Here is a 15,851-nt window from a genome sequence, read left to right as displayed (position 1 = left end):
GGGCCGTCAGGAGCGGACGAGCTTGACCAGGTGGCCGACCACGGAGTCGACCGGGATCTCCTCGCGCTCGCCGGTGCGGCGGTCCTTGACCTCGACCAGCCCGTTGGCCAGGCCGCGCCCGACGACGAGGATCGTGGGCACGCCCACCAGCTCCGCGTCGGCGAACTTCACGCCCGGGGTGGCCTTGCGGTCGTCGAACAGCACGTCGACCCCGGCCGCGTCGAGCTCGGCGACGAGCTTCTCCGCACCCGCCGCGATGGTCTCGTCCTTGCCCGCGACGACCACGTGCACGTCGTACGGCGACACCTCGCGCGGCCACACGAGGCCGGAGGTGTCGTGGTTCTGCTCGGCGAGCACGGCGACCAGACGCGAGACGCCGACGCCGTAGGAGCCCATCGTGATGCGGATCGGCTTCGAGTCGGGGCCGAGGGCGTCGAGCTCGAACGCGTTGGTGTACTTGCGGCCCAGCTGGAAGATGTGGCCGATCTCGATACCGCGCGCGGCGACGAGGGTGCCGTGGCCGTCGGGCGACGCGTCGCCCTCGCGGACCTCGGCCGCCTCGATCGTGCCGTCGGGCGTGAAGTCGCGGCCCGCCACGAGGTCGAGCACGTGGTGGCCGTCCTGGTCGGCGCCGGTCAGCCACGCGGTGCCGGTGACCACGCGCGGGTCGACGAGGTAGCGGACGCCGTTCTCCTTGAGTGCCTTCGGGCCGATGTAGCCCTTGACGAGGAACGGGTTCTTCGCGAAGTCCGCCTCCTCCAGCAGCTCGACCTCGGCGGGCTCGAGTGACGCTTCGAGGCGCTTCATGTCGACCTCGCGGTCGCCCGGCAGGCCGACGCCCAGGAGCTCCCACTCCTTCGCGCCCGGCTGGCGGATCTTCAGCATCAAGTTCTTGAGCGTGTCGGCCGCGGTGAACTCGCGGCCGAGGCCGGCGGCGTTGAAGAACGCCACGAGCGACTCGATGGTCGGCGTGTTCGGCGTGGCGTGCACCTGCGCGGCGGGCAGGCCCTCGATCGGGCGCTCGGCCGGCGCGGGCGTGACCACGGCCTCGACGTTGGCCGCGTAGCCGGACTCCGTGCTGCGCACGTACGTGTCCTCACCCGTCTCGGCGACGGCGAGGAACTCCTCCGACGCCGAACCGCCCATGGCGCCCGACGTCGCGGCGACCACCACGTACTCGAGGCCGAGGCGGTCGAAGAGCTTGGTGTAGGCGTCGCGGTGCGCCTGGTAGGAGCGCTCCAGGCCCTCGTCGTCGAGGTCGAAGGAGTAGGAGTCCTTCATCACGAACTCGCGGCCGCGCAGGATGCCGGCGCGGGGGCGCGCTTCGTCGCGGTACTTCGTCTGGATCTGGTACAGCGTGACCGGGTAGTCCTTGTACGAGCTGAACTCGCCCTTCACGGTGAGCGCGAACAGCTCCTCGTGCGTCGGGCCGAGCAGGTAGTCGGCGCCGCGGCGGTCCTTGAGGCGGAAGAGGTTGTCGCCGTACTCGGTCCAGCGGCCGGTGGCCTCGTAGGGCTCGCGCGGCAGCAGCGCGGGGAACTGGATCTCCTGCGCGCCGATCGCGTTCATCTCTTCACGCACGACGTTCTCGACGCGGCGGAGCACCCGCAGGCCCAGCGGCAGCCACGAGTAACCACCCGGGGCGACCCGGCGGACGTAGCCGGCGCGCACCAGCAGCCGGTGGCTGGGTACCTCGGCGTCCGCCGGATCCTCGCGCAGGGTGCGGAGGAACAACGACGACATCCTGGTGATCACTGCGGACTCCCTGCACTGAGAGACTGAGACGCTGAGCGGGCTGAGACGTCGAGCCTGGTTCGACCGACACAGGGTAGTCAACCGGCGTCCGGCCACTCCACCCGGTTATCGCGTGGTCGGGGTTTTGTCGGTGTCCCGGGCTAGCGTCGGCGGCATGGCACTCGAACTGAGCATGATCACCATCGACTGCGCGGACCCCCGGGTCCTCACGGACTTCTGGACGCAGGCGCTCGGCGTCGCGGTCGAAGCGGACTACGGACCCTTCGTGATGCTCGCGCGCCCTGGTGGCGACGGGCCCGCGCTGGCCTTCCAGCAGGTCCCGGAGCCGCGCACGGTCAAGAACCGCGTGCACATCGACTTCTCCGCGCCCGACCGAGAGGCGGAGGTGAAACGCCTGGTCGGGCTGGGTGCGAGCGAGCAGGAGCGGCACGCGCAGCCGGGCATCGAGTGGACGGTGCTGGCCGATCCGGAGGGCAACGTGTTCTGCGTGGCACAGGCGGGCGCGCACTGAGCCGGCGGCACTAGGTTGGCGGGCATGAGCGCGCGAGTTCTCCTGCCCTGGACCGACATCGAGCTGCCCGAGGGGCTGGCCGCCGCGTACTACGACGGCGTGAACCTGCCCGGCGGCGACCTGTCCGGCGTGGAGTTCTACGTGCTGCCCTACGACGCGGGGAGCGAGCCGCCGAAGCTGATCGGGAAGCTGCCTTCGCTGCGCGCGGTGCAGGCGCTGTCGGCCGGGGTCGAGGCGCTGGTGCCGCTGGTGCCCGAGGGCGTCGTGCTGGCCAACGGCCGGGGTCTGCACGACCTCAGCGTGGCCGAGCACGCGCTGGCGCTGATCCACGCGGCTCAGCGGGACCTGCCGCGGTGGTTCGCGCAGCAGGCCACCGGGTCGTGGGAGCGCGAGCACACGCGTTCGCTCGCCGACAGCCGCGTGCTGCTCGTGGGCTACGGCTCCATCGGCCACGCGATCGAGCGGCAGCTGCTGGCCGCGGAGGCAGTGGTCACGCGGGTGGCGAGCCGCGCGCGTGAAGGCGTGCACGGGATCGCCGAGCTGCCCGAGCTGCTGCCATCGGCCGACATCGTGGTCTTGATCCTGCCCGAAACCGAGGCCACGAAGGGGTTGATGGGTGCCAGGGAGCTCGCGTTGCTGCCCGAGGGCGCGCTGGTCGTGAACGTCGGGCGCGGCTCCGCGATCGACACCGCCGCGCTGCTCGCCGAAACGACCACCGGCCGGTTGCGGGCCGCCCTCGACGTCGTGGACCCCGAGCCGCTGCCGGCCGACCATCCACTGTGGAGGGTTCCGGGCGTGGTGATCACGCCGCACGTCGCCGGCGGTTCGGCGTCGTTCTACCCGCGCGCCAAGAAACTCGTGGCCGAGCAGCTGCGCCGCTTCGTGGCCGGGGAACCCCTGCTCAACGTCGTCGAATAGAGCTTCAGATCGAGAGCACGTAGCCGTAGTAGGTGTCGGCGACCTCGTAGCCGCACCGTTCGTAGATGCCGACGGCGCTGTGGGCGTTGTCGGTGTCCACGGACAGGGCCGAGCGCTCGAACCCGGCGTCGCGAGCGTGGGCCAGCGTGTGGCCCAGCAGCGCCGTCGCCACGCCGCGGCCGCGCAGCTCCGACAGGGTGCCGACGTAGTCCACGTACAGCTCGCGCACGCCGGTCCCCGCGAAGTCGGCCGGGTGGAACGCGCTGAGCACGAACCCGACCACGGCGTCGTGCTCGGGGGTCAGGAGCAGGAACGACAGGTCGCCGCGGAAGTCCTTCGCCCCTGTGATGCGGTGGCGCCAGGCTTCGGCCGACAGCTCGGCGCTGCCCCAGTGGCCGGCGAAGGTCGCGTTGCGGGCCACGCGGGTGAGGTCGTCGTAGCGCTCGTCGAACGCGACCACCTCGTACTCGGCCGGGAGCGGCCGAGCGGGCGGCAACGCACGCAGGTCGGCGCGCATCTCGACGAACGACCGCGCGTGCCGGAACCCGGCCCGCGCCAGCGCGTCGAGGTACCAGTGCTCGTTCTCGTGCGCGCCCGCGTGCAGCTCCAGCGGCGCGTCGGGGAAGGCGCGCTCGTGCACGCGCTTGCCGGCGTCGAGGAACCACGTGGTGAGGTGCGCGGCGACGTCGGCCGTGCGGAACTCGGGGTGCGTCATCGCCTCGACGCGCGGCATGTGCACCGGGTCGGCGGCGTCGCGGCGGCGGATGGCCGCGTAGCTCACCAGGCGGCCGCCGGCCCACGCGCCGGTGCTGGCGAGCGCGAGGTCGAGGTCGGGTCCTTGCATCTCCTCGCGCAGGTCGGCGGCGGTGTAGTGCTCGCCGGTGCGGTCCAGCTCCTCGGCGGCCGCGAACACGGTCGCGAGCTGCTCCGCGTCGCCGAGGGTGAGCGGGCGCCAGGTGAGCTCCATGACGTCAGCGTAGGCGGGCGCCGAACAGCGGCGCACCCCGATTACCCTCGTCGTGTGCTGGTGCTCCTCCCTCCCTCCGAGACGAAGGCCGACGGCGGCAAGGGTGCGCCGCTCGACCTCGAGACGCTGTCCTTCCCCGAGCTCAACCCCGTGCGGGCCAAGCTCGCGGACGCGCTGGTCGAACTCGCGCAAGACGTCCCCGCGAGCCTCGCCGCGCTTGGCATCTCCGAGCGCCAGAGCCACGAGGTCGCGCGGAACGGGAGCCTCTGGACCTCGCCGACGCTGCCCGCGCTGCGCCGCTACACCGGGGTGCTCTACGACGCCCTCGACATCGGCAGCTTCACCCGCGCCGGCCTGGAGAAGGCCCACCGCCGCCTGGCCGTCACGTCTTCGCTGTTCGGGGTGGTCTCGGCCACCGACCCGATCCCCGCGTACCGCCTCTCGGGTGGCAACAGCGTGCCCGCGCTCGGCACCGTGCGCAGCCTGTGGAAGCCCGCGCTGGAGCCGGTGCTGCAGGACATCGAGGGGCTCATCGTCGACCTGCGCTCGGGCACGTACTCGGCGTTCGCGAAGCTGCGCCCCGGCGCGGTGACCGTGCGCGTGGTCACGGAGGACGCCGCCGGCAACCGCACCACCGTGAGCCACTTCAACAAGGCCTACAAGGGCCGGCTCGCCGCGGTGCTCGCGACCACGCGCACCGAACCGTCCACTGTGGACGAGCTGGTGAAGGTGATCACCAAGGCCGGCCTCACGGTGGAGCGCGCCGGCGACCACGCCCTGGAACTGCTGACCGACGACTGAGCCTGAGTACTGAGCCTGAGTACTGAGCCTGAGTACTGAGCCTGAGTACGGCAGCCTCAGCTGAACCGCGAAGGCGAGCACGCCGTCAGCAGGTCCGCCGGCAGGTCTTCGCCGAGGACGAGTGCGGCGATGAGCTTGCCCGCGTACGGCGCCAGCGTCAGCCCGGCCGGCCCGAAGCCCGTGGCCAGGAACAACCCCGGCGCGGCCTGGCCCAGCAACGGCAGCGTGTCCGGCGTCGCGGGCCGGAAGCCGACGCGGGTCTCGGCGAGCGTCGCGTCGGCCAGGCCCGGCGCGACGGCCAGCGCCTGGTCGAGCACTTCGCGCTGGCCGGCGGCCGTGACGCGGTAGTCGAAGCCGGAGTCCGTCTCGCGTGTCGCGCCCGCCACGACGCGGCCGCCCGCGAACGACAGCAGGTAGTGGCTCGACCGCGGCAGCACCACGGGCCAGGCCGACGTGTCCGTTTCCGGCAGGTCGAAGTGGCTGATCTGCCCGCGTTGCGGCGCCACCGGCACCGCGATCCCGAGCGGCTCGGCCAGCGCGGCCGACCACGCGCCCGCGGCGAGCACCACGGCGTCGCCGGTCAGCTCCTCGTCGCCCGCTTGCACGCGGGAGCCGGACAGGAGCGTTGCCTCCGCTGACACGAACCGTGCGCCCCGCTGCTCCGCGGCGGCCACGAGCGCCGCCCGCATCACCCGGCCGTCGACGCGGCCCGCGCCCGACAAGTGCACGGCGGACAGCTCCGGCGCCAGCGGCGGGAACAGCTCGCGCGCCTGCGCCGGATCCAGCCGCCGCACCTCGCCCGCCTCGGGTGCGTCCGCGACCCGCTCGACCAGCCGCTCGTAGGCCTCGTCCAGCTCGCCCGGGTCCGCCGAGACGATCATCCCGCCGACGACCTCGAACGACGGGTCCTGCCCCTGCTCGCGCAACGCCGCCGCCAGCTCCGGGTAGTACGCCCCGGCGGCGGCCGCGAGCGGGTAGATCGCGCTGTCCCACTGCGAGGTCCAGGGGCTCACGATCCCCGCGCCGGCCTCCGTCGCGACGCCGGGCAGCCCGGCGTCCACCACCACGACGTCGGCCCCGCTGCTCACGAGGTGGTAGGCAGTGGCTGCTCCGGCGATCCCGCCGCCGATCACGATCACGCGCATGTCTTCACCCTGCCCGCTCCTCGCCGCGCCGTCGAGCGAGCACCGCCATAGCCGCGTTGTGCCCGGGGATCCCGCTCACGCCACCCCCGCGCACGGCACCGGCGCCACAGAGCAGCACGCGCTCGTGCGAGGTCTCGACACCCCACTTCCCGGCGTCGGCCGGATCTTCGGCGTAGGGCCAGGACAGGTCGCGGTGGAAGATGTGCCCGCGCGGCAGCCCGAGCTCGGCCTCCAGGTCCAGCGGCGTCTTCGCCTCCACGCACGGGTTGCCCGCCGCGTCGCGCAGCAGGCAGCGCTCGATCGGCTCGGCGAGCACACTGTCCAGCGACGCGATCGTGGCGCGCAACGCCTCGGCCCGCGCGCGATCGTTGTCGGCCTCGAACAGCCGCGCCGGCATGTGCAGGCCGAACAACGTCAGCGTCTGCACGCCCGCCGCGCGCTCGGCCGGGCCGAGGATCGACGGGTCGGTGAGCGAGTGGCAGTAGATCTCGCAAGGCGGCAGCGACGGGATCTTGCCCGCCGCCGCCTCGGCGAACGCGGTTTCGAGCTGCGAGTAGGTCTCGTTGACGTGGAAGGTGCCGCCGAACGCGTCGCGCGGGTCCACGGCCGCGTCGCGCAGGCGAGGCAGCCGCGACAGGACCATGTTCACCTTGAGCTGAGCGCCTTCCGGGCGCGGGCCGGGTTCCTCGCCGAGGAGCCGCGAGAGCGTGTCGGGGGCGACGTTGGCCAGCACGTGAGAGCCGGCGGCCACGCGTTCGGTGCCGTCGAGCGTGTAGCTGACCTCGCCGTCGGGCGACACCGACCGCACCTCGGCGCCGGTCACGAGCGTGGCCCCGGCGCCGCGGGCGGCGTCGGCGAGCGCGCGGGTGACCGCGCCCATCCCGCCGACGGGCACGTCCCAGTCGCCCGTGCCGTTGCCGATCAGGTGGTAGAGCAGGCAGCGGTTCTGGCGCAGGTCCTCGTCGCCGGCGCCGGCGAAGGTGCCGATGAGCGCGTCGGTGAGCACCACGCCGCGCACAGTGTCGTCGTCGAACAGCCCGGTGAGCGTCTCGGCGATCGGGCGCTCGAACAACGTGGCCCACGCTTCGTCGTCGCCGATGCGGGCTTTGAGCTCTTCCCGGCCGGGCAACGGTTCGGTGAGCGTGTCGAACGTCGCCGCCGCCACGCGCCCGGCCTGCGCGTAGAACTCGCGCCACGCGTCGAAGTCCTTTGTGGACCCGGTGACGGCGCGGAAAGCCGCCGCGGTGCGCGCCTCGTCCCCCGTGTCGACAAGGAGACCCGTGTCGCCGGACGGCGTGTAGGACGACATCCGGCGCCGGCGCAGCTCGACGCCGAGACCGAGGTCGGCCGCGATCTTCCGCGGCAGCAGGCTCACCAGGTAGGAGTAGCGCGACAGGCGCACGTCGACGCCGTCGAACGCGCGGAACGACACAGCCGCTCCCCCGATCTCGCCGCGCCGTTCCAGCACCAGCACCGAGCACCCGGCCCGGGCCAGGTAGGCCGCCGCGACCAGGCCGTTGTGGCCGCCGCCCACGATCACCGCGTCGTACTTCCCGCCACCGTTCATGCCGCCGAGGCTAGGGGTATTTCGCGGAGCCCGTTAATTCGGTTGCGCGAGCCGCTCGCGCCCCGGCATGCTGCTCGCGAACCGGCGGGGTGCCGGTGGCCGACGGAAGCGAAGGAGGTGCGTCATGGCGAATGTCCGGGCGCTGACCTGCCCACTTCCGTCCGCCCCTCTCGGCTAGAGCCGCCGCGCTCGCCCGGTGGGGCACCCCGATCGAGGAGACCCACCAGTGCGCGAGCACGACTACGAAGACCTTCACGCGTCCGATTTCGAGCGTCCCCGTCGTGGGCGGCGCTTCAGCGACGAACCCGAGCCGACCCGCCGGGGCCGGCTCACCGAGGGCGAGCGCGTCCGCCTCGCCCAGGCGCGCGACGACGCCTACACCGAGACCGACCTCCCGGACGGCGCCGACCGCTGGACCACCTGGGACGACGCCGACCAAGGCCCCCACCCGAGGCCCGACTGGGTGGTCACGGAGCTCGGGGCCGTCGACACCGACCTGGGGGTGCTCAAAACCGGCAAGGAGGCCGACGTCCACCTCCTGCGCCGCACTCTGCCCGGCACCGACGGAGTGCTGCTGGCCGCCAAGCGCTACCGCAGCGACGAGCACCGGCTATTCCACCGTGACGCCGGGTACCTCGAAGGCCGGCGCATGCGGCGCTCACGTGAGATGCGGGCCATGGCGGGCCGCACCTCCTTCGGGCGCAACCTGATCGCCGAGCAGTGGGCGGTCGCGGAGTTCGCCGCGCTGAGTCGCTTGTGGACGATCGGGGCACCCGTGCCCTACCCCGTGCAGCGCCACGGGACAGAGCTGCTGCTCGAGTTCCTCGGCGAGCCCGACGGCACGGCCGCGCCCCGGCTGGCACAGCTGCGCCCGGAGCACGACGAACTGACCGAACTGTGGGAACAGGCCGTGTCGGCGCTGGAACTGCTCGCCACGCAAGGGCTCGTGCACGGCGACTTGTCCGCGTACAACCTCCTGGTGCACGAAGGGCACCTGATGGTGATCGACCTCCCGCAGGTCGTCGACCTCGTCGCGAACCCCCGCGGCCGCGAGTTCCTGGAGCGCGACGTGCGCAACCTGGCGGGCTGGTTCCAGGCCCGTGGCCTGCCGGAACGCGTGACGAACGTCGAGGATCTCGTGGCGGAACTGGCCTACGCCGGAGGGGTGGGCTGATCCGCCGGCTGTACTGTGGGTGGCGTCGCTGCGCTGGGCCATTCGGATGTGGCACACGACACGACTGCGACGCCGCCCACAACCGGACACCTGGGTGTGAAGCAGAAGCCCTCGCTCCGGTACAGTGAGCACAGACCGCAATCGGCGGCGTGGATGAGTTGGTGTCCGTCGCCTCCAAAGCCCACTGACGGGCTCGCGGTGAAATCCGAAGCATTTCCATCGGCGCTCGATGGTGGGAACTCCTGAGCGCGCCGGGTCCGTCCCTGTGAAAGCCCATTGCACACCATCTTGCCCTGCCTGCGAGCGGGCAGCCCGGGCCTCCTTGCGACGTGCCACGTCCGAGAGGCATAAGTGACAGTCACGTTCAACTCCGGCCATTCCGCTGCGTCGTCCCACTCAGGGCCGGGCCGCGGGGACCGTCCCGACCGCAAGCCGCGGCAGCGCCCGGCTCGCGAAGACTTCCTTCGCGACGACACCGTCGAGACGGTGGCCACCAAGACCTTCGCCGAGCTCGGTCTGCCCGACGAGCTACTGCGCGCGCTGGCGGAGGCCGGCATCAACTCGCCGTTCCCGATCCAGTCGGCGACGATTCCCGACGCGCTCGCGGGCCGCGACGTGCTGGGCCGCGCCCAGACCGGTTCCGGCAAGACGCTGGCGTTCGGCCTGGCCATCCTGGCCCGGCTCAACGGCGGCAAGGCCCGCCCGAAGCACCCCCGCGCGCTCGTGCTGGTGCCGACCCGCGAGCTGGCCATGCAGGTGGCCGACTCGCTGACCCCGCTCGCCAAGTCGCTCGGCCTGTGGTGCCGAACGGCCGTCGGCGGCATGGCCTTCACCCGTCAGGCCGACGCGCTTTCGCGTGGTGTCGACCTGCTCATCGCCACCCCGGGCCGGTTGTCGGACCACGTCCGGCAGGGCACCGCGTCGCTGAGCGACTGCAACTTCATCGCGCTCGACGAGGCCGACCAGATGGCCGACATGGGCTTCATGCCGCAGGTGCGGGAGATCCTCGACCTCACCCCGCCGCGCGGCCAGCGGCTGCTGTTCTCGGCGACGCTCGACGGTGACGTCAACAAGCTGGTGAAGCAGTACCTCGCCGACCCGGTCACGCACTCGGTCGCGCCGTCGACCGCGAGCGTGGACACCATGGACCACCACGTGCTCCAGGTGTCGCACCAGGACAAGCAGGACATCGTCACGCAGATCGGTGCCCGCGAGGGCCGCACGATCATGTTCGTGCGCACCAAGCACCACGTCGACCGCCTCACCGAGCGGCTGCGTGAGCAGGGTGTGCACGCGGCGGCGCTGCACGGTGGCAAGACCCAGGGACAGCGCAACCGCGTGCTGGCCGACTTCAAGGAAGGCCACACTCCGGTGCTGGTCGCCACGGACGTCGCCGCGCGCGGCATCCACGTGGACGACATCTCCCTGGTACTGCACGTGGACCCGGCCGCGGACCACAAGGACTACCTGCACCGCGCGGGCCGCACGGCGCGCGCTGGTGCGTCGGGTGTTGTCGTCACGCTGGTGACGCACGACCAGAAGCGCACCGTCCGCCGGATGACCGACCGGGCCGGCGTGCGCGCCGAGACCACGGTGGTCCGCCCGGGCGACGCGGAGCTCTCGCGCATCACGGGTGCGCAGGAGCCGAGCGGCGAGCCGGTGATCGAGCGTCGCCGCGAGTCGCCGCGCCGCAGCGGTGGCCGTGGCTTCGGCGGTGGCCGCGAACGCGGTGAGCGCAGCTACGGCGAGAACCGCGACCGCGGTGGTTACGGTTCGCGCGAAGGCCGCCCGAGCTACGGCGGTCGTGGCCGGTCCGGCAACGGTTCGGGTCGCCCGCAGCGCCCGGGTCGTCCGCAGCGCCGTGGTTACGACAGCTGAGCTTCCGTTCGAGAAAAAGCCCCGCCTTCGTGCGGGGCTTTTTCTTTGTGTGGCAGGGCCCACGGTTTCGCGCGTGACACGGGTGGGACACTGCGGGACGTGAATGCCATCCCGCAGCTGCCGCCCGAGAACGTCTTCGACTGGCTCGACACCGAGGCCGAGAAGCGCGCGGAAGCGGGTTTGGTGCGGCGGCTGCGGGCCCGGCCCGCGCAGACGGACGAGCTCGACCTCGCCGGCAACGACTACCTCGGCCTGGCCCGCGACAAGCGCGTCGTCGGCGCCGCCGCGGCCGCCGCCATGCGCTGGGGCGCGGGCGCCACGGGTTCGCGGCTCGTCACCGGGTCGACCGAGCTGCACGCCGAGCTGGAGCTCGAGCTGGCGCGCTTCTGCGGCGCCCAGGCGGCGCTGGTGTTCTCCTCGGGCTTCGCCGCGAACCTCGGCGCGGTGACGGCGCTGTCCGGCGCCGAATCGGCGATCGTGACCGACAAGTACATCCACGCGTCGCTCATCGAAGGCTGCCGCCTGTCGCGCGCCGACGTGGCGGCCGTGGCCCACGCGACGCCGTCGGCGATCCAGCACGCGCTGTCCACGCGCCGCAAGCCGCGCGCCCTCGTGGTCACGGACTCGGTGTTCTCCGTCGACGGCGACCTCGCCCCGCTGGGCGAGCTCGCGGAAATCTGCCGCGGCGCGGGTGCCGCCCTGCTGGTCGACGACGCCCACGGCTTCGGCGTCCTCGGCGAAGGCGGCCGAGGCGCCGTCCACGCGGCCGGTCTGTCCGCCTCGCCGGACGTCGTCACCACCCTGACGCTGTCCAAGTCCCTCGGCGCCCAGGGCGGCGCCGTCGTCGGCCCGCGGCGCGTGATCAAGCACCTCGTGGATACGGCGCGGAGCTTCATCTTCGACACCGCCCTCGCGCCCGCCAGCGTCGCCGCCGCGCTGACGGCGCTGAACGTGCTCAAGGCCGACCCTTCGCTGCCCACGAAGGTGACCGAAAACGCGGGCACCATCGCCATGCAGCTCAAGGCGGCCGGCCTGCGAGCCAGCCTCCCGGACGCCGCGGTGATCTCGGTGCAGGCCCCGTCCGCCGAGGCCGCCGTCACGTGGGCCGAGTCCTGCGCCGACCAGGGCATCCGTGTCGGCTGCTTCCGCCCGCCGTCCGTCCCGGACGGCATCTCGCGCCTGCGCCTCACCGTCCGCGCCGACCTCACCGAAGCAGACGTGGATCGCGCGGTGAAGGTCATCACCGCGACGGCACCGCTAGGGGCGGCTTCTTAGGAGCCGGCAGGGTCCTTCGCGACACGGCGCATGGTGATGTGCGGGATGCCGTCGTCGAGGAACTCGTCGCCTTCGGCCACAAAGCCGAAGCGGGCGTAGAGGGCCTGGGCGTACGTCTGCGCGTCCAGGACAAACTCGCCCGTCGCGCCGGCCAGCGCGGCCTCCATCAGCGACGCCGCGAGGCCACGACCGCGGGCTGAAACGGCCGTGACGACGCGGCCGATGCGGGAGACGTCATCCGGGTCGGCGAGGACGCGCAGGTACGCCGTGACCTCGCCGGCGGAGTCCGTGAACCACAGGTGCCGCGTCGACGGGAGCAGGTCACGCCCGTCGACGTCGCCGTAGGCGCATTCCTGCTCGACGACGAACACGTCGGCGCGCAGGCGGAGGACGGCGTAGAGCTGGGCGGCGGTGAGTTCGGGGCCGGTCGCGTGGTGCGGGGTCGTCACGATCCCTGCTTAACACAGCTCAGCCGAGGACCCGCGGCGGGGACTGCACAGCTCAGCCCAGGATCCGCGCCTGCGACTGCGCCGCGATGTCGTCGGCGTACGTCGACACACGGGTGTACACGCCGGGCTTGCCGGCCTTCGCGCAGCCGTCGCCGAAGGAGACGATGCCGATGAGGGTGTCGCCGACCACGAGGGGACCACCGGAGTCGCCCTGGCAGGCGTCGATGCCGCCGTCCGGGTAGCCGGCGCAGACCATGCTCGACGGGTCGTACGTGTCGTAGGCCGTCTTACACGTGGAGTCGCTGACGAGCGGCACGACTGCGCTGCGCAGGTAGTCGGAGCGGTCGCCGCCGTCGGCGACGCGGCCCCAGCCGAGGACGGTGGCCTGCGTGCCGGTGTCGTAGGCCGCGCGGTCGCTCGCGGACGCCACCCTCGCCGGCCGGTAAGGCAGCTGGCCCCGCACGCTCAGCACCGCGACGTCGGCGCCCTTCGTCGGGTCGGAGAAGTCCGGATCGACCCACTCGCGCGACACGGTGAGCACCACGCCGTCGCTCGTGCGCTTGTCCTGGCGGCCCGCGACGACGCGAACATCGGTGCGGGGCAAGGCTTTCGCGCAGTGCGCGGCTGTCGCGACCGCCGTGGAGCTCACGATCACGGCGCCGCAGAACTGGTTCCCGTTCTGGTCGGCGAGGTACACCGCGTACGGGTGGTCGGAAAGCGTGGCCTCGTCTCCGCCGACGATCCGCGGCTGCGCGCCGGAGGGCGGCGTGGGGGCGTCCTGTGCCGACGCCGTGCTGACCGCGATCGGCACCGTCACCGCGGTCACGAGCAGGGCCCCGGCCGCGAGAAGGAGCGGGCGGCGGAACTTGGCGGGCATGGGATTCCCCTTCGGCATTCGACCAGGACATTCGGCAAAAGCAAGGACATTCGGCAAGAGCAGGCAGCGGGATCGCGGCGCGTGAACGAGCAGCCGCGATTACCCTAAACGGAGCAGGCCCGAAATGGTGTCACTGGAACGGGTGGACTCAGCGCTCACGGAGCGCGTTTGATTGGCTGGTTCCATGCGACGGAGAGCGACGGCCGCGGCCGGCACCCTGATCACGTTCCTGCTGGTCGGCTGCAGCACGCCGGCCCCGACGGCACCTTCGGTCCCGCCCGGAACGCCGTCACCGAGCGCGACGAGCCGGACGAGCGCGGCACTCCCGACAACCCGGACAGCGACGAGCACCCCGCCCGTCACCTGGCAGGTGGGTGCACGCCCGCTCCCCCGCCGTTCCGACGGCTTCGGCGAGATCCTCCCGACTCCACCCGAACTGGTGAACCGCGCCCTGCCGACGCGCGACTTCCTGCCGCCGCCGGCCGGCACCACCTACACGTCGAAGATCGTCCCCGTCCCCGCCGACGTGCTCGCCCGCAGCACCTGGCAGGCCGGGTGCCCGGTGAAGTCGACGGACCTGCGCTACGTCACGCTCTCCTTCTGGGGCTTCGACGGCCGCGCCCACACCGGCGAACTGCTCGTGAACCGCACCGGCGCGCACGCCGTCGTCACCGCGTTCGGCAAGCTCTTCGCGCAGCGGTTCCCCCTCGAAGAAATGCGCGTGACCAGCCCCGAGGAGCTCGACGCGCCACCCACCGGCGACGGCAACGACACGAGCGCCTTCGTCTGCCGGCCCGTCCGCGGCGAGACGAATTGGTCCGCCCACGCGTACGGGCTGGCCGTGGACGTGAACCCGTTCTGCAACCCGTACACGAAGGGACCGCTGGTACTGCCGGAGCTGGCGTCGGCCTACCTGGACCGCTCGCGCGTGCGGCCGGGCATGGTTGTCGCGGGCGGACCGGTCGTGCGCGACTTCGCCGCCGTCGGCTGGAGCTGGGGCGGCGCGTGGACCTCGCCGGTCGACCGGATGCACTTCACAGCCACGGGGCATTGATCGCGGGAACACGCTGTGCGGCCGCGCAGTTGACTAGGCTGGGGAACGCCCGTTCTACGGCTTTCGGAGGAAGACTGTGCCGCACTACGACCTGGTGATCGTCGGGACCGGATCGGGGAACTCGATCCTCGACTCGCGCTTCGCCGACCTGAAGACGGCGATCGTCGAGAAGGGCACGTTCGGCGGCACGTGCCTCAACGTGGGCTGCATCCCGACCAAGATGTTCGTCTACGCCGCAGACGTGGCCGCGACGCCTTCGCACAGCTCCCACTACGGCGTGGACGAGGAGCTCAAGGGCGTGCGCTGGCCCGAGATCCGCGACCGCGTCTTCGGGCGCATCGACCCGATCGCCGCGGGTGGCGCGGAGTACCGGAAGAACCACGAGGACAACAAGAACGTCGACGTCTACCAGGGCGAAGGCCGCTTCACCGGAACGAAGGAGCTGCGCGTCAGCTTCACCGACGGGCGGCCCGACGAGGTGCTCACGGCCGACCGCTTCGTGCTCGCCGCAGGCGGGCGCCCGGTCGTGCCGGACGTCCCGGGCCTCGAGGAGACCGGCTACCACACCTCCGACACGATCATGCGGCTCGACGCGCTGCCCCGCCGCATCACCATCCTCGGCGGCGGCTACATCGCGGCGGAGTTCGCGCACGTGTTCGCGTCGTTCGGCGTGGACGTGACCGTGGTCCTTCGCTCGGGCGCGATGCTGCGCGGCGAAGACGAGGACGTGAGCGCCCGATTCACCGAGCTGGCCGCGGAACGCTTCGACCTGCGCCGTGACCGCAAGATCCTGCGCGCGCACCGCGAAGCCACCGGTGCGGTGCTGGAGCTCGAAGGCCCGCAGGGCGCCGAGACGCTGGAGAGCGACCTCATCCTGGTCGCTATCGGCCGTACGCCGAACTCCGACGTGCTCGACGTCGCGGCCACCGGCGTCACCACGAAGGCCAGCGGCCACGTGGCCGTGGACGACCACCAGGAGACGGTGGTGCCGGGCATCTACGCGCTCGGGGACATGTCGTCGCCGTACGAGCTGAAGCACGTCGCGAACCACGAAAGCCGTGTGGTGCAACACAACCTTCTGCACCCGGACGACCGCATCAAGGCCGACCACCGCTTCGTGCCGCACGCGATCTTCACCTCGCCGCAGATCGCCTCGGTGGGCCTGACGGAACAGGACGCGCGCGCTCGCGGCGTGTCCTACGTCGTGTCCAAACAGGACTACGCCGGCATCGCCTACGGCTGGGCCATGGAGGACACGACGGGCTTCGCGAAGCTCCTCGCCGACCCCGCCACCGGCCAGCTGCTGGGCGCGCACATCATCGGCCCGCAGGCCTCGTCGGTCATCCAGCCGCTCATCCAGGCCATGAGCTTCGGCCTCGACGCCCACACCATGGCGCGCGGCCAGTACTGGATCCACCCGGCGATGCCGGAGCTGATCGAGAACGCGCTGCTGAACCTGCCGCTGGACTGAGAATCTCGA

14 protein-coding genes are annotated in these 15,851 nt (G+C 72.0%); 8 read left to right on the top strand and 6 right to left on the bottom strand.

The window, feature by feature from the left end:
- Positions 1-6: 6 nt before the first annotated feature.
- A complete protein-coding gene (locus AB0H62_RS44775; RefSeq protein WP_360592306.1) occupies positions 7-1,755 on the bottom strand; it encodes a proline--tRNA ligase in 1,749 nt (582 codons plus the stop codon).
- Positions 1,756-1,909: 154 nt separating this feature from the next.
- Between AB0H62_RS44775 and AB0H62_RS44770 the strand changes: the two genes are divergently transcribed.
- The gene (locus AB0H62_RS44770) at positions 1,910-2,266 is read left to right on the top strand and encodes a VOC family protein (protein ID WP_360592305.1); all 357 of its coding nucleotides are present in this window, start codon (positions 1,910-1,912) and stop codon (positions 2,264-2,266) included.
- Between the two features lie 24 nt (positions 2,267-2,290).
- Positions 2,291-3,184, top strand: a complete 894-nt coding sequence (locus AB0H62_RS44765) for a 2-hydroxyacid dehydrogenase (RefSeq protein ID WP_220237863.1) — start codon at positions 2,291-2,293, stop codon at positions 3,182-3,184.
- A 4-nt stretch (positions 3,185-3,188) separates the two neighbouring features.
- Here AB0H62_RS44765 and AB0H62_RS44760 read toward each other — a convergent pair whose 3' ends face one another.
- Positions 3,189-4,151: a GNAT family N-acetyltransferase gene (locus tag AB0H62_RS44760; RefSeq protein WP_220237862.1), complete on the bottom strand. Its 963-nt coding sequence runs from the start codon at positions 4,149-4,151 to the stop codon at positions 3,189-3,191.
- A 54-nt stretch (positions 4,152-4,205) separates the two neighbouring features.
- Between AB0H62_RS44760 and yaaA the strand changes: the two genes are divergently transcribed.
- The gene (gene yaaA, locus AB0H62_RS44755) at positions 4,206-4,952 is read left to right on the top strand and encodes a peroxide stress protein YaaA (RefSeq protein ID WP_220237861.1); all 747 of its coding nucleotides are present in this window, start codon (positions 4,206-4,208) and stop codon (positions 4,950-4,952) included.
- 56 nt (positions 4,953-5,008) lie between these two features.
- Here yaaA and AB0H62_RS44750 read toward each other — a convergent pair whose 3' ends face one another.
- Together AB0H62_RS44750 and AB0H62_RS44745 are read right to left on the bottom strand one after the other, a co-directional pair.
- A complete protein-coding gene (locus AB0H62_RS44750) occupies positions 5,009-6,097 on the bottom strand; it encodes an FAD-dependent oxidoreductase (protein WP_360592304.1) in 1,089 nt (362 codons plus the stop codon).
- 4 nt (positions 6,098-6,101) lie between these two features.
- Entirely contained in the window at positions 6,102-7,664 is a 1,563-nt protein-coding gene (locus tag AB0H62_RS44745; RefSeq protein WP_360592303.1) for an NAD(P)/FAD-dependent oxidoreductase, read from the bottom strand.
- A gap of 226 nt (positions 7,665-7,890) precedes the next feature.
- Between AB0H62_RS44745 and AB0H62_RS44740 the strand changes: the two genes are divergently transcribed.
- The 3 genes from AB0H62_RS44740 to AB0H62_RS44730 all read left to right on the top strand — a co-directional run bounded on the left by AB0H62_RS44740 (position 7,891) and on the right by AB0H62_RS44730 (position 11,991).
- Entirely contained in the window at positions 7,891-8,838 is a 948-nt protein-coding gene (locus tag AB0H62_RS44740; protein ID WP_220237858.1) for an RIO1 family regulatory kinase/ATPase, read from the top strand.
- A gap of 351 nt (positions 8,839-9,189) precedes the next feature.
- A complete protein-coding gene (locus tag AB0H62_RS44735) occupies positions 9,190-10,716 on the top strand; it encodes a DEAD/DEAH box helicase (protein WP_354873402.1) in 1,527 nt (508 codons plus the stop codon).
- A gap of 99 nt (positions 10,717-10,815) precedes the next feature.
- The gene (locus tag AB0H62_RS44730; RefSeq protein WP_220237856.1) at positions 10,816-11,991 is read left to right on the top strand and encodes an 8-amino-7-oxononanoate synthase; all 1,176 of its coding nucleotides are present in this window, start codon (positions 10,816-10,818) and stop codon (positions 11,989-11,991) included.
- Here AB0H62_RS44730 and AB0H62_RS44725 read toward each other — a convergent pair.
- A complete protein-coding gene (locus AB0H62_RS44725) occupies positions 11,988-12,440 on the bottom strand; it encodes a GNAT family N-acetyltransferase (RefSeq protein WP_220237855.1) in 453 nt (150 codons plus the stop codon). The genes AB0H62_RS44730 and AB0H62_RS44725 overlap by 4 nt on opposite strands.
- Before the next feature lie 52 nt (positions 12,441-12,492).
- Entirely contained in the window at positions 12,493-13,317 is an 825-nt protein-coding gene (locus AB0H62_RS44720; protein ID WP_354873396.1) for a serine protease, read from the bottom strand.
- Positions 13,318-13,501: 184 nt separating this feature from the next.
- Between AB0H62_RS44720 and AB0H62_RS44715 the strand changes: the two genes are divergently transcribed.
- A complete protein-coding gene (locus AB0H62_RS44715; RefSeq protein ID WP_360592302.1) occupies positions 13,502-14,371 on the top strand; it encodes a M15 family metallopeptidase in 870 nt (289 codons plus the stop codon).
- Between the two features lie 76 nt (positions 14,372-14,447).
- On the top strand, positions 14,448-15,842 hold the full coding sequence (locus AB0H62_RS44710; protein WP_360592301.1) for a mycothione reductase: 1,395 nt from the start codon (positions 14,448-14,450) through the stop codon (positions 15,840-15,842).
- Positions 15,843-15,851: the final 9 nt, after the last annotated feature.

The sequence above is a fragment of the Amycolatopsis sp. NPDC050768 genome (assembly GCF_040654155.1).
In the GTDB taxonomy this organism is placed as follows: Bacteria; Actinomycetota; Actinomycetes; order Mycobacteriales; family Pseudonocardiaceae; genus Amycolatopsis.
This window is presented reverse-complemented; position numbering and strand designations above follow the sequence as displayed.

Bases quoted from the DNA above. Each gene is read 5' to 3' on its own strand.
- AB0H62_RS44770 (WP_360592305.1), top strand. From the start codon at position 1,910: ATGGCACTCGAACTGAGCATGATCACCATCGACTGCGCGGACCCCCGG.
- AB0H62_RS44765 (WP_220237863.1), top strand. From the start codon at position 2,291: ATGAGCGCGCGAGTTCTCCTGCCCTGGACCGACATCGAGCTGCCCGAG.
- AB0H62_RS44760 (WP_220237862.1), bottom strand. From the start codon at position 4,151: ATGGAGCTCACCTGGCGCCCGCTCACCCTCGGCGACGCGGAGCAGCTC.
- AB0H62_RS44750 (WP_360592304.1), bottom strand. From the start codon at position 6,097: ATGCGCGTGATCGTGATCGGCGGCGGGATCGCCGGAGCAGCCACTGCC.
- AB0H62_RS44745 (WP_360592303.1), bottom strand. From the start codon at position 7,664: ATGAACGGTGGCGGGAAGTACGACGCGGTGATCGTGGGCGGCGGCCAC.
- AB0H62_RS44720 (WP_354873396.1), bottom strand. From the start codon at position 13,317: ATGCCCGCCAAGTTCCGCCGCCCGCTCCTTCTCGCGGCCGGGGCCCTG.
- AB0H62_RS44715 (WP_360592302.1), top strand. From the start codon at position 13,502: ATGCGACGGAGAGCGACGGCCGCGGCCGGCACCCTGATCACGTTCCTG.